Raw genomic sequence first — 16,731 nt, forward strand, 5'->3', positions numbered from 1 at the left:
CAATGTAGCTTGGAAGCAAGTTTCTCCGGCGTCCCTGCCATTTCTCATCTTTTGCAGGTGAGGCGAGTATGTCGTTTCCCATCAATGTTCAGGTCGAAAATCCCATCAACGATCCGCTCCGCATTGAAAGTTGTACGGCTGAAGTAGCTGAAAATGGTGACATCGTGATCAGCGGCGAGGTTGTCCACACGGGCAATGACGGTGTCCGGCGCTACAATCCGTCCCTGTTGTTTATGGTCTTGGACAAGTACAACGTGCCAATCGGAAGCGGACGCACCATGGCGGGCGGTGAGTTTCTCGTGCCTGGGCAGCGGGCCTATTTCGTCGGGACGGTGCCACGGATTGGCCAGTCGGCACGGTTTGGCAAGGTCGTCGTCAGCGCCATTCCCAACAGCGGCTTCCGGGAAAACAAAAAGCGGGGCAAGGCAGCCAACTGACTTGCGCCCTGCCCGCCTGGGTGTCTGACGCTCCCGGCCATAACACAACCAGGCCGGCAGAGGTTGGGTCAAACGTCGATGTTTTTCACATCGAGGGCGTGTTCGGCGATGAACTGTCGGCGTGGTTTGGCATCATCTCCCATCAGGATGGTGAACAGGTTTTCAGTCTCGACAGCATCATTGATCCGCACTTGGAGCAAGGTTCGTTTTTCAGCATTGAGGGTGGTTTCCCAGAGCTGCTCCGGGTTCATTTCGCCTAAGCCTTTGTAACGCTGGATGGAGATGTCACCCCGGACGAAAGCAAACACCTGCTCGCTGAGCGCAGCGCGTTCCGCCACAGGCGTGGTTGTCGTTCCAAATGAGACCCGGTAGGGACCCGTCATGGCGTCGCGCCACTCGGCATAGATAGTGGCACACCGCTGAAACTCGGCGTGGGTAGCCAACTCCCAGTCCACAGCCACGCTTCGCTCCGGTGAATTCACATCCTGAAGCTGGGTGACAAGGCGGAACAGGTTGTGTTCCTCGTCACGGTCAAGGTGGGCCGCATATCCAGCGGCAGTGAGCTTTTCGGCCAGGTGGCGCAGCCAGGCTTCGGTCTCAAAAAGGGCATGCCACTTGCGCCCTGGGCGGTAGCCACCTTCACCAGTAAGGGTGTGCAGGACCAACTCCATCAGGCGGGTATCCCCACCAAGCCGTCGCGTCAGTTTGGCTGCCAGAGCCTGAAACTCCAGCAGTCCTTCCAGAAACCGCACCAGCTTGCTGCCCTTGAGAACCTGCTGGGTTGGCTCGACCGTCACCTCCACCCGTTCTGTTGCCTGTTTGAGCAGGTACTGGTTCAACGCCTGGTCATCGAGCAGGTACTGCTCCGATTTCCCTTTCTTGACTTTGTAGAGCGGCGGCTGGGCGATGAAGACGTGACCGCGCTCGATGAGTTCGGGCATCTGCCGGTAGAAGAAGGTCAGGAGCAGGGTGCGGATGTGGGCCCCGTCCACGTCGGCATCGCACAGCAGAATGACTTTGTGATAGCGCAGCCGTTCAATTGAGAACTCGCTCTTGCCGATACCCGTTCCCAGCGCCTGGACAAGGGCTTCGATTTCCTTGTGCTCCAGCACTTTGTCCTGGCGGGCTTTCTCGACATTGAGAATCTTGCCCTTGAGCGGCAGGATGGCCTGCGTCCGACGGTCACGCCCCTGCTTGGCGCTGCCGCCAGCGCTGTCTCCCTCGACGATGAAGAGTTCCGACCGGGCCGGGTCGCGCTCGGCGCAATCGGCCAGCTTGCCCGGCAGGGACAGGTGATTGAGCGCGGATTTACGGGACATGTCACGCGCGCGCCGGGCGGCTTCACGAGCCTGCGCCGCATCAACGGCCTTTTTGACGATGGCCCGGGCAATGGAGGGATGCTCGTTGAAATAGGTCTTGAGCTGCTCGCGCAGCACAGAATCCACGATGCCTCGCACATCACTGTTGAGTTTGTTCTTGGTCTGCCCCTCGAACTGTGGCTGGGGAAGCTTCACACTGATGATGGCGACCAGTCCTTCCCGTACATCGTCTCCCGTGAGATTTTCCTTGAGCTGCTTGCCAAGACCTTCGCCAGCCATGTAGGCATTGATGCTCGCCGTCAGCGCCGACCGAAAGCCCGACAGATGTGTGCCACCATCCACCGTGTTGATGTTGTTGGCAAAGCTGAAGACCTTTTCATCGTAGCCGTCATTGTATTGCAGCGCAGCTTCAATCGTCAGGTCCCCCTGCGTCACTTCGCAGTAAAACGGTTTGGGCATCAGAACCGTCTTGTTGCGGTTGAGGTGGGTGACAAACTCGGCAATGCCGCCCGGATAATAGAACACATGCCGCCGTTCTTCGGCGCCCCGCTCATCGATCAGGGTGATGGTCAGGCCCTTGGTCAGAAAGGCTTTCTCGCGCAGCCGCTGCGCCAGGGTATCGAAGTCATAGCGTGTCGTGGTGAAAATCTCAGGGTCAGGCTTGAAACTGACGCGCGTGCCACGCCGGGTGGTGACACCGGTCTGGCGCAAGGGACCGGTGGGGATTCCTCGCTCGAATTCCTGCTCATAGACGTGTCCATGGCGATAGACCTCGACCCGCAGCCATTCTGACAGAAAGTTGACACATGAAACGCCAACGCCGTGCAACCCCCCGGATACCTTGTACGTGTTGTCCTTCCCAAACTTGGCGCCGGCATGCAACTCCGTCATGACGATTTCGACCGCCGACCGCTGCAGGGGGTCATCCCGTTTGATGTCCACCGGGATGCCCCGTCCGTTGTCAATGACCGAGATGGAGTCATCGGGATGGATGAACACCTCCACGTGGGTACAGTACCCAGCCAGGGCTTCATCCACGGAGTTGTCCACCACTTCATAGACCAGGTGATGAAGTCCAAGCTCGCCGTTGGAGCCGATGTACATCGCCGGCCGAAGCCGAACACCTTCCCGCCCGGAAAGGTTTGAAATGGAATCGGCGTCGTAATCTCTGACAGCGTCTTGAGCCGCCACAGCCGGCGGTGCCAATTCGGGCTGAACTCTGGGTTGAACTGTGGGTGTCGTCATGGTGTGAGCCTAATCGTTGAGCCTTTCACAAAAATAATATCCTGCCGCCCCTCGCGGTTGCCTTTGGAATGACGCTCAGGCAGGGCGGGCAATAAAAAAGAGACTTCGGGCAAAACAGGTGAACTGGCGGTCGTTATCCACGTACTCGGTCATCTCCGCCGACACCTTCCCGATGCCAGCCCGTTTGAAGGGCTGCCGGCTTTTGGTTTTCGTCAGCCCCCAGATGGGTTCAATAGCCTGCGCTACGGTGCGAAAGTCGCGGTTGACCACGGTCGGGGCAGACACTGAAGCCAGCAGCCAGTCGCCAAGGCGCACGTGGTTTTCCGCCGCCAGCAACCCCCGGCGCGGGCCCAGACACGAGTAGTCAAACCCATCGGCGCGAATCCGTATGTGGGTGGCCAGGGTTGGACCAAACAGGTCAATGACAGGCACTTCTTCGTCATTGGTCAGAAGTTCCTCGCGCTCGGCCTTGGTGCGGCGTGTGGCCATGGATTCCCGCGCCAGCACCTGACGGAAACGCAGCAGGCCGAAGACCAGCAGCGAGATGTCTTTCCATGGCAGGCGGATAGGTGTCGTCGTTTCACTGCCCCACACTTCGAGGTATTCCCCGACGGACACCAGCGCTCGCGCACGCCGTGGTGGATGAAGGGGTGACAACTGCCTGTCAGACAGAACCACCGTACGCAACCCGGACTGTGCCAGGCGCTGGGTCAGCAACACGGCATCGTGAGAAGTCGCTGCGCGTGCAATCGGCACCGGTGAGGGTGAAGCCAGCAGACGCTCCGCCTGCTCCGGCGTAAGGCGTCCGACCGTGGCCACTTCCTCAACGACTTCGGGAGTTGACAGCACCGGAGGCAGAAAGATGACATTGTAGCCCGGCTCGATGTCATCGGCCTCCCGCAGGCTGGGAATCACCTGGCTTTCCTGCCCCGGAATGAGCAGGGGCTGACCACAGAACAGGCAGGTGGCGCGGTGGAGTCCATTCAGACGGCCGCACTTGGGGCACGCCACGGTCGAGGTTTTGGCTGTCGTCATTGTCGTCACCACACACCCGCCACGAGAGCACGGGCTACCGTTGATTGTCCTTGCAGTTTATCATTTCCACAGCAATGATGGCGTTGGAGTTACCCGTCCGGCCCGGGCTGCGTTTGCCCTGGAAAACCGGCCAACCTTACGGCCCTGTGAGTCGCTGTCTGCGTGAAACATCTGACCGTTGCCATCACCGGTGCGAGCGGTGCCATCTACGCCCAGCGTCTGCTGCACTATCTCGACGCCAGTCCCGCCGTGGCCCGCATCAGCCTGATCATCAGTGCGTTGGGCGTGACGGTCATCCGGGAGGAACTTGAACTGCCTGTCACCGGCACCCGGCAAAGCGACGCGGAATTGCTGCTGGGCCGGCCGACGACCAAGATTACCCTTTTGCCTGCCAGGGATGTCGGCGCGACGATTGCCAGCGGCTCGCACCCCTGCGACGGCATGGCTGTCGTGCCATGCAGCATGGGCAGCCTGGGCTACATTGCCTCCGGCATTGCCCGCGACCTGATTCACCGCGCGGCGGACGTGATGCTCAAGGAACGCCGGCGGCTGGTGCTGGTGCCGCGCGAAACGCCCTTCAATGCCATCCACCTGGAAAACATGCTGCGCGTCGAGCGGGCCGGGGCCTTGATCCTGCCGGCCTGTCCGAGTTTCTACCACCGCCCACAATCCATTCTGGAGCTGGTTGACCATCTCGTTTTTCGCATTCTGGCCCACCTTGATGTCCCACACCCGACCGAAACCACCTGGCAGGGGCGGCGGACATCCGGCAGAGAACCAGCTTCAGGCCAGATGTAGGTCTTCGAGAATCTCGCGCCGTCCATACCCGCGCTGCCGCAGGTCGCGCCCCCACCGTACGTCGGCAGCAATAAGCTGAGTGTCGAGCAGTGGAAACCTGGCGCGCAGGGCCATGATGGCTTCTTCGGGAGACTCAAGGCGAATGGCCTCCAGCAGGGCGTCAAGGTATTCCTGGGTTGTGGAAGCAGGCATAGGTCTCTCTTCGGCAGGTGTCTCTGGTTGAACCTGGCATCCGGTATCGCCACCCTGTCGGCATCACAGCGACGTGGACAGGCACGACATCTTGCCAAGTGTGGGCTGAATACTACACCTTCTGCCACGCAGCTTCAATTTTGCCGGCCATCCGAACCGCCTCCCCATCAGGTTTTGCCGCCCGAAAGTCCCAGGTCTGCAGGAGCAGGTCATGAAACGTGATGCCTACCGCTGTGAGTTTGCGGCCTTTCAGGCGGCGCGCGCCAGCGCACGGCAGGCTGGCTGGCGGCAGATTTCCCCCTTCGAGCCGCTTCCCCCGCCGCTGTATGACCGCTTCAGCGATCTGTGGTCGTCCACGACCATCGCGGCCCTGCGCCAGGCGTGCCAGGACGACACCTCCCGCCCGGCGGTCGAACAGCGCGGCGGGCAGGTTCTTCAGACTTTTGCCGAAAACTGGTTCATCCGCGCCGCCGCCCGGGAACTCGATGCCGAACTTCACCGGGCGCTGACGACACCGTTCATCACCTGGCAGGGGCAACGCCATGCCGCCACGACGGTTGCCGGCTGGCTGGAACAGGAAACCGACCGAACCACCCGCCAGGAACTGACCCGCCAGCTGGAGGCGCACTACGCCAGTCTGGTGGACCTTCAGGCGCAACGCTGGGACCTCACAGCGCAGGCAGCCCGGCAACTTGGCTATGACAGCCTTGCCGCCCAGGCCGCTGCCCACACCCAACGGCTCTGTGGGGAAGACCTGGCCGCCTGGACGACCGCCTGTGAGCGGTTTCTGGCTGAAACCGACACCGCCTATCGCCGCGCCGTGGCTGCCGCCAAGGATACCAGCCCAACCGACCCCTTTGCCCACCGTCGGCAACGGTATCTGGCTGAGGAACTGCTGCGCAGCTTTGGCATCCGCCCGTGGCAGCAAACCAACCTCACCACGACGTGGCAGGCCACCGGCGTCACCGGGGTCTTCCGGGTGCGCGTCCCCGAAGACATCCGCTGGGCGGTTGCTCCACCGCGCGGCTGGCAGAGCTGGCACGGTTTTTTGGGTGAACTGGCGCGCGCCCAGCACGCGGCCTGGACTTCTCCGAACCTGCCCGTTGAACTCCGCAGCTATGGCGACCCCGCAATTGCCGCAACCTGGAGCTGGCTTTTTGCCGGGTTGTTGGCCGACCACCGCTGGCTGGCCAGAATGCTCGACCTCCAGCTTCCCCCGGATGTGCAGCGTGCTATGGCGGCGTGGCGCTGGCATGTCGTACGGCAGGCGGCCTGGCGCTGTATCGCCTGGTACGGACGTGCCACGGCTGACTGGTCACTGGAGCGCCTCCGCACCGAGTTTGAACAACACTTGGGCGCAACCCTCTCCGACTGGGAGCTGTACCGGGAACTCGATCTGGCGGCTCACGCTTTCGGGCAACTCCGGGGAGCCTGGCTGGCAGCCGCCCTCGATGACTGGCTACGCACCCGGTACGGCAGTTGGCCCACCAGCCGGCGCGCCGGAGATACACTGGTTGACCTGTGGAACACCGGCTTCCGCTACCCGGCCGGTGAACTGGCCCAACTGGTCGGTGTCGGGCCGCTGACCATGGAGGCTTTTCTTTCCCGCTGAGGCGTTCGGCTACCCGGCCGGGACAAGCCCTGATTGCTGTGCTGAAACCGGAAGAGGTGGTGAAGTTGCCGCTGCTTCAATCGCATGGTAGTGTGGGTATGTTGGTGGCTTTTCTCACACTCCGTTGTGCGTCAGCCAGCATCGCATCCCCAAGATGGAGGACTTTTCGCCATGTCTGAAAGCTCGAACAAAATCACCTACTTTCTTGCCGGCGCCAGCATCGGGGCGCTGGTGGCGCTGCTCTTTGCCCCCAAGTCAGGACGGGAACTGCGCAGTGACATCAGTGATGCCACCCGGCGCGGCATTGATTACACGACGGAAAGCGCCAAGGCCCTGGGCGAGAAGGCCTCGCACCTGTACACCAGCGGGCGTGAGAAGACGTCGGAGTTGTACCACTTGGGCAGGGAAAAGGCCTCTCATCTGCTCGAATCAGGGAAAGGACTGCTTGACGAACAGCGTGACCGGGTAGCAGCAGCCATCGAGGCCGGCAAACAGGCGTACCGTGAAAAGAAAGCCGAGGCGCTGGCCCTGAATCCAAAGGAAACGACGGATAGCGAACCGGCCCTGTAGAAGCCATCCGTCCCGGATGGCTGTTGCCGGCGTGCCCCTTGTTTGGTGACCACACCTGCCGGGGCAAAACCGATGCTTCACTCTGTGTGGGTTGTGAGCTGTGATTACGAATGAAATTTTCCAGATCGTCATCAGCGTTTCACTGGTCGTTGTCTTTATCGTTCAGTTGGCGCTGCTCATTGTTCTCTACCGGCTCGTCACCAGAGTGATAAGCCTGGTCGAGCAGGTGCGCGTCAAAACTGACCCGGTTGTTGAGCAGACACGCCAGCTTCTGACCTCGGCCAAGCCGATCATCGAGAAGGCACAGGCCACGGCCGAGGCCATCAACCCGATTCTCGTGCGCACCAACGAACTGCTGGGCATTGCCCGTGAAACGACGGTGCTGGTACGGGACACGACGGCGACGATCAAAACCGAAACCCAGGCCTGTCTGGCCGCCGTCACGGCAACAACCAGGGAACTTTCCCGCCTCACCACTGAAAGCGCCCACGAAATCTCCGCGCTCGTCAAAGACACCTCCGAACAACTGCGTACCCAGGTGGACACCTACGCCCACGTTGCCTCACGGACGGCGCTGCGCATTGATGACACAGCTTCCATCATCCAGCAGGATGTCCTGCGCCCGGTACAGGAAATTTCGGCTGTGCTGACTGCCATCAAGACGTTTCTCAGTGTGCTGCTGACACCGGAGCGAAAAACCGTTGACCGCGCCTACCAGGACGAAGAAATGTTCATCTAGCGCCGCCGGAAGCCAGACCAGGAAACGACCGACATCGAAAAACACTTGGTGTCGCAACGTCCTTCCGCTAGGTTTTGACAGCGCTGTTACAACTCAGGTTGATTGTGGTGGGCGTTTCTGAATGTCCCAGATACTCTCCGGGGGTTTGCTCGTCAACAAACCACCTAATGTCACCTCACATGACGTGGTGGCCCTGGTTCGGCGGTTCATCGGCATCAAGCGTGTCGGGCATACCGGCACGCTCGATCCGTTCGCCACGGGCCTGCTGGTGCTGTGCGTTGGCCCGGCCACCCGCCTCTCACGGTTTCTGACGGACACTTCCAAGAGTTACCGGGCCGTTCTACGCTTTGGTTTCGCCACTGATACGCAGGACCTGACCGGCAAGCCCCTGACACCGCCACGCTCCACCAAAGACCTGACCGAAGACCGATTGCGTGAGGTGGCCCGGACGTTTCTGGGCCGGCAGATGCAGACGCCACCCATGTACTCAGCCAAGAAGATTGACGGCGTGGCGCTCTATCAGTTGGCGCGGGCCGGCAAGGTCGTGGTGCGGGCGGCAACGCCCATTGAGGTGTTCCGCTTTGATTTCATCCCGGATGTGGAAGGCCGCATCCTCCGGCAGGACGAGCACGGCAATCCGATTGTCGAATGTGATGTCACCTGCTCATCGGGCACCTACATCCGCACGCTGGCCCACGACATCGGCGAGCGCATCGGCTGCGGAGCGCATCTTGTCGCCCTGCACCGCACAGCCGTGGATGGCTTCACGATTGAGGAAGCCCTGACACTCGAAGACCTGCAACAGTGTGTCATCACCGGCAACTGGACGGACAAGCTGCTGTCACCGCTTGACCTGCTGCGTGGCTGGCCGCGGGTCACGCTGGATGCCCAGCAAGCACGGCGCTTCATCCAGGGGCAGGTCATTGCCATTTCCCCGGATGACATCCTCGCAGGCGATCCCCGGCAGCGACCCTTCCCGGTCACACCGGAAGTCGGGCTGGCTGTCACCGACGACACAGGTCAGTTCCTTGGCGTTGGACGCTATGATGCCCATACGAGACGCCTCCGCCCCCAGACGGTGATGCCACCCTTGACCTGACACGGCCGTGACGGCCTGGCAACAGCCTGTTCAGTCCAAATAACCTGAGTACACGGCGGCCACTTGTGGCCTGACGCAATACCCTTATGACACCTGATGAAGCCCGTGAAAAGTTTGGCCGTCGCATTCAGCGGTGCGCCAGTTGCTATGTTGCCTTTTACGTCAAGGACCTGTGGTGGGCCGATGATGGCAACTACTACTGCCAGCACTGCCAGGCGGACTACCCCGGCGTCGCCGTTCATTTTTCGGACTACGCGCAGGATTTCGACTTCAGCCAGTTGCCGAGCCTGCACGAGTGAGCTTCTGGGCAATGCCCTCCACGACGCGGCGCGGAACGACGGTCGCGTTCTTCATGTGGAGTTCACGGGTCAGATGACCGACCACATACAGTCCCGGCACATTGGTTTCATTCGTTTCGGGGTCATAGACCGGACGCCCGTCGGCGGCAATCGTCACGCCGGCGGCTGCCAGCAAGGACACCTCCGGTTTCGCTCCCAGCAGGGCAAAAATATGGTCACACGGAACTTCGTCCACTGTGCCGTTAGCGTGTTGCAACCGCGCCGCATTGGGTAAAACCTCGATGCAGGTCGTTGCATAGTGGATGGTCAACTCGCCTTGGGCGACACATTCCATCAGGGGCGCGCGTACCCATGGTTTGATACCAACTTGATCCGGGTCATCAGGATGCGGGTCGAGCGTAGGACGCCGCAGTGACCAGTCCACCTGTACACCGGCGCGGCATAAATCCAAGGCGGCTTCCGCTGCCGAATTTCCGCCACCCACCACCAGAATCCGCTTTCCGGCGTAGGGGAAAGCCTCCACGAAGCGATAGGAAACACGCGCTGGCGTTTCACCTGGCACCCCCAACCGGTAGGGATGACCGAAACCGCCGGTGGCGATGATGACCTGGCGTGCTTCATACACCGCCTTGGTGGAGATGACCTGAAATCCCGTTCCGGTCGGGAGAATGGCCTGCACCGGTTCGTAGGTGTGAATCGGAAGACACAGTTCGCGGGTGGCCAGCCGGGTGTAATACGCCAGCACTTCCTCACGGGTGGGCTTGGGGCCAAACCTGGGTTGCAGGGTTCCCGGAATGAGTTCAATTTCATTTGGCGTCGAGAACAGCGTCCGTCCGATTGGATATTCGGCAATGGTCTGCGCAATGGCAGCGCGCTCCAGCACGAGATAGTCGAGCTGGAACTGGCGGGCCGCATAAGCTGCCGTCAGTCCGGCAGGGCCAGCGCCAATGATGATGAGGTCATACGTTGACATAAGGTTTTCGTCTTCCTGAATGTTTTTCCAACCCAGCAACCCGCGCCTTCCAGCCACCAGCCCGTTGCCGGCGGGCAGGCATCAGGTGCCAGATTCCAGCTTGGGGGACTTATCGCAAACGAGCCATGAACGCCGCGTCCCGTTCCGTTTTTCGTTTCTTCTTCGTCACACTGCTGGTGCTCGGTCTGGCGGCACCGCCGCTGGCACGCCACGTCGAGGTTTTTCCTGCCGATGCTGCCGTTGAAACCAACCTGCGCCGGCACATCGGCTATCTTGCCTCCGAGGCGCTGGAAGGACGCCTCCCCGGCACGCCAGGCGCGGAAAAAGCAGCGCAGTACATTATCACCCAGTTTCAGCTCGCCGGGCTACGGCCGCTCGGCAGTCGGGGGTATCGGCAACCGTTCAGCTTCGTGGCGAGTGTCCGCATGGGGCGGAACAACCATCTGACGGCGACGGTTGCCGGCGTCCGGCTGACAGCCAGACCGGATGTGGATTTCCGCCCGCTGGCCTTTACGGCCAACGGAGTCATCGAAGGCGAACCGGTTCTGGCAGGCTATGGCATTTCGGCGGCCAAAGAGGCGCAGTACGACGACTATGCGATGCTGGACGTGAAAGACCGCCTGGTGGTGGTGCTCCCCTACAGCCCGGCCGGCTCCAATCCCTACACGAAGTTCGGGGCGTTTTTGTCGCTGCGTTACAAGGCGACCACGGCGCGCAACAAAGGCGCCAAAGGGTTGCTCGTCATCGCCGAAGATGATGATTTCCAACGCTCGCAAGTCGCCCGTCTGCGCTATGACGACGCCTTCGGAGACGCCGGCTTTCCCTGCGCCGTAGTGAGTCGCGCCTGGGCGACCAGACTGCTCGGCCGTCCCGTGGCGGACATCGAACGCCAGATTGCCACGACGGGCCAGCCGGAAACCCAGCTTCTTTCCGACCGGCGGCTGCGCCTTCAGACGGAAGTTATCAAGGAACGGAAGACAGCCGACAACATCATCGGCTGGCTGGAAGGCTGCGACCCTGCGCTGCGCAACGAAGTCGTTGTCATTGGCGCACACTATGACCACTTGGGCCGCGGCGGACCCAACTCGCTGGCGCCCCGCGAAGGTGACGTGCATCCGGGGGCGGATGACAACGCTTCGGGCACGGCCGGACTGCTCGAACTCGCCAGAAGTTTTGCCGCCGCACGCAACCGACCCCGGCGCAGCCTGCTGTTCATCGCCTTTTCGGCTGAAGAAAAGGGACTGCTCGGCTCGGCTTACTTCGTGGATCATCCCACCACCCGCGACAAACGCATAGTCGCCATGCTCAACATGGACATGATCGGACGGTTGCGCGACAACCGGCTGACGGTGCAGGGCGTCGGCACATCGTCAGTCTGGCGGCCATTGCTGGCCGAGGCCAACACGCGCCACGGGCTGGAACTTTCCCTCGGCGAAAGCGGCTTCGGCCCCAGTGATCACGCCTCGTTTTACAAGCGCAACATCCCCGTGCTGTTTTTCCTTACCGGCAGCCACCCGGACTATCACCGTCCTTCGGATACACCTGACAAAATCAACTACGCCGGTGAGCGGCAGGTTCTGGCGCTGATTGGGGATGTTATTCAATCCACGGTCAATCTGCCCACGCCGCCGGATTTTGTCGCACCCAAGGCAGGCGACCGGGCAGAACGCGCCCGTGGCGGATTTCGGGTTTCACTGGGGACGATTCCTGACTACGCCGCCGAAATCAGCGGCGTCAAACTCGCCGGCGTCCGTGAGGGCAGCCCGGCCGCGGCGGCCGGACTGCAAGCCGGCGATGTCATCGTGGGGCTGGCCGGACGCGACATCAAAAGCGTGTACGATTACACTTATGTCCTTCAGGAACTCGAACCCGACCGGGAAGTGGACATCGTCGTCGAGCGCAACGGGCAGCGGTTGACCTTCAAACTCACCCCGACGCGGCGGTGAGGTTTGATGGCGGCTCGCTGCCGCTCAGGCAACGCAGGCGGATATGCGGACTCAGGCCGACAATGCGCATCCCCTCACGGACCCGAATGCGACAGGAAAGCGCCGGACGCTCGCGGTCTTCGCCGGGGCGGAAGTACCGAATCTGGCAGTTTGTGCAGTCACCGTTCCAGCAGAAATCACCGTACGAAATGCCTTCCATGTCGAGAAACTGGAAGCCGCGCAGAATGACGTTGTTTTCCGGGACGTACACCACCCGTCCCAGCACTTCAATCGGAATAAGCCGCTCGTAAGGCTCGAAGATTTCTGCCGGTGGTGTGGCAAACATGCGCAGGAGAAGCTCGGTAAAGGCAGGATGGAGGCCGTTCAGACCACACCCTTTCAATCGCATGTCCTGAAGGCAGGAAGCAAGTCCTTCTGGTGTAAGACACGTGGCATATCACACGTTCTATCTCGGACTCGGCAGTAACCTTGGCGACCGCGTGGCTTTGCTGACCCGTGCCATCCAACGGCTGACCACCGGCGCGAGGCAGTGGCGGTGCGCCAACTGGTATGCCACGGCTCCGGTGGACTACCTGGAGCAGCCCTGGTTTCTCAATACCGTGCTCGAACTGACGGTTGACCTGACGCCGGAAGCCATGCTGGCGCAGGGCCTTGGGCTGGAAGCCGAAGCCGGGCGGGTTCGCACCGTCCCAAAGGGTGCGCGGCCGCTCGACGTGGACATCCTGCTCTGCCAGACCGCAGACGGTGTGTTTCTGGTTTCCGCAGATTCCGCCCTGACGCTGCCGCATCCCCGGCTGCATCAGCGGCGGTTCGTCCTGACGCCGCTGTGTGATCTCATCCCGGGCGCGCAGCATCCACAGCTTCACCAGAGCTTTGCCCACCTGCTGGCCACCTGCCCTGACCACAGCCCCGTCGAAATCTTTGCGCAGAACGGACTCAGCTTCGGCGGCGCCGCCCGGCCGGAGATGTAGCCGTCGGTAACCGCAGGTCCTCCGGCTCCAGTGTTGTTCCTTCGCAGAGAATGCAGGCCCGCTCGATGCAGTTTTCAAGCTCGCGGATGTTGCCCGGAAAGTCGTAGTCCTGAAGGGCTTTGAGGGCGGCCGGGGAAAGCGTGACCCGGCGGCGGCGGATTTCGCGGCCGTACTTTTCGGCAAAGTAGTTCGCCAGCGCCGGAATGTCCTCCCGCCGCTCACGCAGCGGCGGGATTTCCAGCGTGAATACGGCCAGCCGGTAGTACAAATCCTCCCGAAAAGTCCTGGCCGCTACGGCTGCGGCGAGGTCCCGGTTGGTCGCCGCCACAACGCGGACATCCACACCAATTTCCTGCCCTCCCCCGATGCGTGTAATGGTGCGGGATTCCAGCGCGCGCAGGAACTTGGACTGGACGGCCAGGGGCAACTCGCCGATTTCGTCGAGAAACAGTGTCCCACCGCGTGCCAGCTCGAACTTTCCCACCTGCCGCCCGTCCGCGCCGGTAAAAGCGCCTTTCTCATGGCCGAACAGCTCATTTTCGACCAGGGTTTCAGGGATCGCCGCGCAGTTGATGGCCACAAACGGCGCCTGCCGCCGGTGGCTCAGGTGGTGAATGGCGCGCGCAAACAGTTCCTTGCCCGTGCCGGACTCGCCAAGCAACAGGACGGTCGTCTCCGTGGGGGCGACCCGTTGCAGTTGCTGTCCGACCTGCTGCATGGCCGGGGAATCGCCGATGATGCGCGGAAAACCATAGCGCCGGGCATATTCCTCGCGCATCAGGAGGCAGGCGCGCCGCAGGCGGTGTGTCTCCACGAGGCGCTCCAGCACCAGCAGCAGGTGGTCAGGATCAACCGGCTTTTGCAGGAAGTCTTCCGCGCCGTCCTTCATGGCGGCGACGGCTTCCTCAATGGAGCCATAAGCCGTCAGGACAACCACAGGCACGTCCGGGTCGAGGGACTTGGCAGCGCGAAGCACCTCCAGCCCTGTGCCATCGGGCAGGCGCAGGTCGGTCAGCACGACGGTCGGCGGCTGCCGCCGCAGGGCCTGCCGGGCCTGTTTCAGATCGGCTGCCTCAACGACGCCGTAACCGGCACGCTCCAGTGTCAGCCGCCACATCTGACGCAGAGCATCCTTGTCTTCGACAATCAAAATGTCTGCCGGGGCGGTGGCCATGTCAATTCCATCTCAGGGCTGTCCTTCGGCAGGCTGCTCGCGGTACCGCTTGGCCTTACCTTCTTCGAGCAAACGGCGCAGCGTCTGGCGCGCCTTGAGGACACGCGGGGTGGCATCCTGTTCTGGCGACACCGGACTATCGGCATTGTCCTGCCGCTGCTTTTCTTCCTCGGCTTCACGCAACTCCTGCCGGGCTTCTTCAACAGCACGCCGCCAGGTTTCTTCCGGGTCTTCAGCGGCCGGTGCGTCCGCATCTTCGCCATTTTCTCCACGTGGCGGTGGTGCGCCGAAATCGTAGTTGTCCATCGGCCGCGGTGCGGACAGGCGACTTGGGTTTTCGGACGAAGGATTCCGGGACACGCCCATATTCGTCATCAACAGGTCCTGGGCCCCGAGAGGTAAATCCTCCATAGGCGGCATCTCCGGTGGCGGTGCCTTGGGCGCAGGTTTCCGGGATGACCGGCGGTTCTTTTTCCCGGTCGTTGGTGCCGGTGATTGGGCGGAAGCCGGATCAGGGGCCGCCAGCATCACCTCCAAACCGCCTGTCAGAAACAGACTCAACAGCAGGCTCATGCAGAACACCTCACTTTTCAACACCAATCCGCAACGGTAGCGAGATACGAAACTGCGCTCCACCGGCGGGAAGATTGCAGGCTTCAATGCGCCCATTGTGACTGACGATGATTTTCCGAACAATGGCCAACCCCAGCCCGTGGCCCTGCTTTTTCGTTGTAAAGAAGGGCAGGAACAGGTTGGCCGCGACTTCCGGCGGAAAGCCAGTGCCGGAATCCTCAAGCAGCAGTGTGACGTCTTCCGGGCCGGTGATGGCGCGCAGCCGCACTTCCCGTACCGGTGCGTCATCGGGAATCGCCTCCAGCGCATTGCGAAACATGTTCTCAAAGGCGCGCCGCAGCAGAGCGGCATCGCCCGGAATGACCGGCAGCGACTCCGGCAATACCAGTGTCACCTCCCGTCGGCGGAAGTCCTCCCGCAGCAGGGTGACGACTTCCTCGACCACGCCGGCCAGGTCAACCGGTGCCATAACGGGGCGCAATGGGCGCGCAAAGGTCAGAAAATCCGAGACAACCTGCGTCAGATGCCGGACTTCATCCCGCAACGCCCGGGCGGCCGGGTTGTCGGGAACGTCCTGCATAAGCAGCCGGGCGTAGCCATCCATCGTGGCCAGCGAGTTTTTGAACTCGTGGGCGATACCAGCGGCCATATCCCCCAGACTCGTCAGGGTCTCCCTGGCCTGCGCTGTAGCTCGCAACGCGGCCAGTTCGGTGATGTTGGCAATCAGACACAGGACGCTCGCAGCGCCGGGAATCGGGGCAACACTGGCCTCAAGCGTGCGCTGATGGCCGCCGATGAGCACCGTGATGTCGGACTGTCGGCGTACGCTCCCGTCCTGCAGTCCGGCCGCCACCAGGTTCTGAAGGTCCGGCACATCGGCAAAGAATTCCCGAAACGGTATCCCCGGCGGGCGGCCAAACAAACGCTGGGCAGTCAGATTTGCCAACACGGTCGTACCGTGCTCGTCCACGACGACGAGCGCATCGGGAATACTCGCAATCAGCCGGTCGCTGAACTCGGTCTGCACTAGGGCGCGGTGTTCGGCATCGGTGCGCAGGCGTTCCAGTTCCCGTCCTGCCGATTGCAGGCGGTCAATGACTTCCTGATAGCCGGCCATGACAAACTCGACGGAAGCCGGCCGGTTGGCGTAAGCGCGCGCGGACGACCGTCCCGAAAGGAAAACGGAACGCGCCAACCACAGTCCCGCCGCGCCCACAACAAGCCACAGCGGCAGTTCGTAGGCCACACGCAGGACGACGCCTGAAAGCTGCGCCTGGCGATGGCGCGCCAGCAGGTGCAGATGGCCCAGCCGTTCACCATCAGCCTTGTGCAACGGAACCGTGAGTACCCAAACGCCATGCAGGTACCGGGTCTCTTCCCGGTCAGAGTTGGCCACATCGAGGTTGTCGGGCAGGGCGAGTTCCCCGGTCGGGTCATTGCGCACGACCACGGTACGCCGCTGCCCCAGATGGTCATAGATGCCGACGGCCATCGTCAGGCCAGACGGAAGCCAATCAGGTGTCAGCGGTTCGGTGATGAACTGCCCCGCCGTGAAGCGGGCTGCCAGGCGGTGTGCGGTCAACTGCACTTCAGCCCGGGTCCGGTGCTGCGCCTCCCGGTCATAGGCGCTGCGCAGAGTGTATGTTGCCCACAACCCTATCAGGCAGACCGTCACCAGCAGGGCCACCAGGACAGCCGTCAGCGCCTGGCCGGCCATCGCGCGCCGAAGGCAAAACCTGCCCGCCATGG

The 16,731-nt window shown here is 61.9% G+C and carries 17 protein-coding genes; 9 read left to right on the forward strand and 8 right to left on the reverse strand.

Going from position 1 to position 16,731, the window contains the following annotated elements; translation table 11 throughout:
- The first annotated feature begins 68 nt into the window (after positions 1-68).
- Positions 69-437: a hypothetical protein gene (locus J8C01_RS08440; RefSeq protein ID WP_014100194.1), complete on the forward strand. Its 369-nt coding sequence runs from the start codon at positions 69-71 to the stop codon at positions 435-437.
- A 68-nt stretch (positions 438-505) separates the two neighbouring features.
- Here the strand turns inward: J8C01_RS08440 and gyrB are convergent, their stop codons facing one another.
- On the reverse strand, positions 506-3,001 hold the full coding sequence (gene gyrB, locus J8C01_RS08445; RefSeq protein WP_081464804.1) for a DNA topoisomerase (ATP-hydrolyzing) subunit B: 2,496 nt from the start codon (positions 2,999-3,001) through the stop codon (positions 506-508).
- A 75-nt stretch (positions 3,002-3,076) separates the two neighbouring features.
- Entirely contained in the window at positions 3,077-4,036 is a 960-nt protein-coding gene (locus J8C01_RS08450) for a hypothetical protein (RefSeq protein ID WP_211431618.1), read from the reverse strand.
- A gap of 162 nt (positions 4,037-4,198) precedes the next feature.
- Here J8C01_RS08450 and J8C01_RS08455 point away from each other — a divergent pair, with 162 nt between their 5' ends.
- The gene (locus J8C01_RS08455) at positions 4,199-4,834 is read left to right on the forward strand and encodes a UbiX family flavin prenyltransferase (protein ID WP_014100197.1); all 636 of its coding nucleotides are present in this window, start codon (positions 4,199-4,201) and stop codon (positions 4,832-4,834) included.
- On the opposite strand, the gene J8C01_RS08460 is transcribed toward J8C01_RS08455, so the two are convergent.
- Positions 4,820-5,026 (reverse strand): hypothetical protein, encoded by a 207-nt coding sequence (locus J8C01_RS08460; protein ID WP_014100198.1) that lies wholly within the window; start codon positions 5,024-5,026, stop codon positions 4,820-4,822. The genes J8C01_RS08455 and J8C01_RS08460 overlap by 15 nt on opposite strands.
- A 211-nt stretch (positions 5,027-5,237) precedes the next feature.
- On the opposite strand from J8C01_RS08460, the gene J8C01_RS08465 reads away from it, so the two are divergent.
- The 5 genes from J8C01_RS08465 to J8C01_RS08485 all read left to right on the forward strand — a co-directional run bounded on the left by J8C01_RS08465 (position 5,238) and on the right by J8C01_RS08485 (position 9,345).
- Positions 5,238-6,638 carry a hypothetical protein gene (locus tag J8C01_RS08465; RefSeq protein ID WP_211431619.1) on the forward strand — a complete coding sequence of 467 codons (1,401 nt, stop codon included), beginning with the start codon at positions 5,238-5,240 and terminating at the stop codon, positions 6,636-6,638.
- Positions 6,639-6,809: 171 nt separating this feature from the next.
- Positions 6,810-7,208 (forward strand): YtxH domain-containing protein, encoded by a 399-nt coding sequence (locus tag J8C01_RS08470; RefSeq protein ID WP_211431620.1) that lies wholly within the window; start codon positions 6,810-6,812, stop codon positions 7,206-7,208.
- Positions 7,209-7,308: 100 nt separating this feature from the next.
- Positions 7,309-7,947 (forward strand): hypothetical protein, encoded by a 639-nt coding sequence (locus tag J8C01_RS08475; RefSeq protein WP_211431621.1) that lies wholly within the window; start codon positions 7,309-7,311, stop codon positions 7,945-7,947.
- A 121-nt stretch (positions 7,948-8,068) separates the two neighbouring features.
- On the forward strand, positions 8,069-9,046 hold the full coding sequence (gene truB, locus J8C01_RS08480; protein WP_211431622.1) for a tRNA pseudouridine(55) synthase TruB: 978 nt from the start codon (positions 8,069-8,071) through the stop codon (positions 9,044-9,046).
- A gap of 86 nt (positions 9,047-9,132) precedes the next feature.
- Entirely contained in the window at positions 9,133-9,345 is a 213-nt protein-coding gene (locus J8C01_RS08485; RefSeq protein WP_014100203.1) for a hypothetical protein, read from the forward strand.
- Here the strand turns inward: J8C01_RS08485 and J8C01_RS08490 are convergent.
- Positions 9,317-10,318, reverse strand: a complete 1,002-nt coding sequence (locus J8C01_RS08490) for an NAD(P)/FAD-dependent oxidoreductase (protein WP_211431623.1) — start codon at positions 10,316-10,318, stop codon at positions 9,317-9,319. The two genes, J8C01_RS08485 and J8C01_RS08490, sit on opposite strands and share 29 nt — an antisense overlap.
- A 125-nt stretch (positions 10,319-10,443) precedes the next feature.
- Between J8C01_RS08490 and J8C01_RS08495 the strand changes: the two genes are divergently transcribed.
- Positions 10,444-12,264, forward strand: coding sequence for a M20/M25/M40 family metallo-hydrolase (locus J8C01_RS08495; RefSeq protein ID WP_211431624.1), 1,821 nt, complete (start codon positions 10,444-10,446; stop codon positions 12,262-12,264).
- Here the strand turns inward: J8C01_RS08495 and J8C01_RS08500 are convergent.
- Positions 12,245-12,589: a hypothetical protein gene (locus tag J8C01_RS08500; RefSeq protein ID WP_211431625.1), complete on the reverse strand. Its 345-nt coding sequence runs from the start codon at positions 12,587-12,589 to the stop codon at positions 12,245-12,247. The two genes, J8C01_RS08495 and J8C01_RS08500, sit on opposite strands and share 20 nt — an antisense overlap.
- A 103-nt stretch (positions 12,590-12,692) precedes the next feature.
- Here J8C01_RS08500 and folK point away from each other — a divergent pair, with 103 nt between their 5' ends.
- Positions 12,693-13,235: a 2-amino-4-hydroxy-6-hydroxymethyldihydropteridine diphosphokinase gene (folK, locus tag J8C01_RS08505; RefSeq protein ID WP_211431626.1), complete on the forward strand. Its 543-nt coding sequence runs from the start codon at positions 12,693-12,695 to the stop codon at positions 13,233-13,235.
- Here folK and J8C01_RS08510 read toward each other — a convergent pair.
- The 3 genes from J8C01_RS08510 to J8C01_RS08520 are packed head-to-tail and all read right to left on the reverse strand — an operon-like array spanning position 13,201 to position 16,729.
- Positions 13,201-14,409, reverse strand: coding sequence for a sigma-54-dependent transcriptional regulator (locus tag J8C01_RS08510; RefSeq protein ID WP_014100208.1), 1,209 nt, complete (start codon positions 14,407-14,409; stop codon positions 13,201-13,203). The genes folK and J8C01_RS08510 overlap by 35 nt on opposite strands.
- 12 nt (positions 14,410-14,421) lie before the next feature.
- Positions 14,422-14,982, reverse strand: a complete 561-nt coding sequence (locus J8C01_RS08515; protein WP_211431627.1) for a hypothetical protein — start codon at positions 14,980-14,982, stop codon at positions 14,422-14,424.
- 10 nt (positions 14,983-14,992) lie between these two features.
- Positions 14,993-16,729, reverse strand: coding sequence for a sensor histidine kinase (locus tag J8C01_RS08520; RefSeq protein ID WP_211431628.1), 1,737 nt, complete (start codon positions 16,727-16,729; stop codon positions 14,993-14,995).
- Between the last annotated feature and the right edge of the window lie 2 nt (positions 16,730-16,731).

It is taken from the genome of Chloracidobacterium sp. D, from assembly GCF_018304685.1.
In the GTDB taxonomy this organism is placed as follows: domain Bacteria; phylum Acidobacteriota; class Blastocatellia; order Chloracidobacteriales; family Chloracidobacteriaceae; genus Chloracidobacterium; species Chloracidobacterium thermophilum.

Coding starts and splice junctions, on each gene's coding strand:
- J8C01_RS08440 (WP_014100194.1), top strand. CDS start 69: ATGTCGTTTCCCATCAATGTTCAGGTCGAAAATCCCATCAACGATCCG.
- gyrB (WP_081464804.1), bottom strand. CDS start 3,001: ATGACGACACCCACAGTTCAACCCAGAGTTCAGCCCGAATTGGCACCG.
- J8C01_RS08450 (WP_211431618.1), bottom strand. CDS start 4,036: ATGACGACAGCCAAAACCTCGACCGTGGCGTGCCCCAAGTGCGGCCGT.
- J8C01_RS08460 (WP_014100198.1), bottom strand. CDS start 5,026: ATGCCTGCTTCCACAACCCAGGAATACCTTGACGCCCTGCTGGAGGCC.
- J8C01_RS08465 (WP_211431619.1), top strand. CDS start 5,238: ATGAAACGTGATGCCTACCGCTGTGAGTTTGCGGCCTTTCAGGCGGCG.
- J8C01_RS08470 (WP_211431620.1), top strand. CDS start 6,810: ATGTCTGAAAGCTCGAACAAAATCACCTACTTTCTTGCCGGCGCCAGC.
- truB (WP_211431622.1), top strand. CDS start 8,069: ATGTCCCAGATACTCTCCGGGGGTTTGCTCGTCAACAAACCACCTAAT.
- J8C01_RS08485 (WP_014100203.1), top strand. CDS start 9,133: ATGACACCTGATGAAGCCCGTGAAAAGTTTGGCCGTCGCATTCAGCGG.
- J8C01_RS08490 (WP_211431623.1), bottom strand. CDS start 10,318: ATGTCAACGTATGACCTCATCATCATTGGCGCTGGCCCTGCCGGACTG.
- J8C01_RS08495 (WP_211431624.1), top strand. CDS start 10,444: ATGAACGCCGCGTCCCGTTCCGTTTTTCGTTTCTTCTTCGTCACACTG.
- J8C01_RS08500 (WP_211431625.1), bottom strand. CDS start 12,589: ATGTTTGCCACACCACCGGCAGAAATCTTCGAGCCTTACGAGCGGCTT.
- J8C01_RS08510 (WP_014100208.1), bottom strand. CDS start 14,409: ATGGCCACCGCCCCGGCAGACATTTTGATTGTCGAAGACAAGGATGCT.
- J8C01_RS08515 (WP_211431627.1), bottom strand. CDS start 14,982: ATGAGCCTGCTGTTGAGTCTGTTTCTGACAGGCGGTTTGGAGGTGATG.
- J8C01_RS08520 (WP_211431628.1), bottom strand. CDS start 16,729: ATGGCGGGCAGGTTTTGCCTTCGGCGCGCGATGGCCGGCCAGGCGCTG.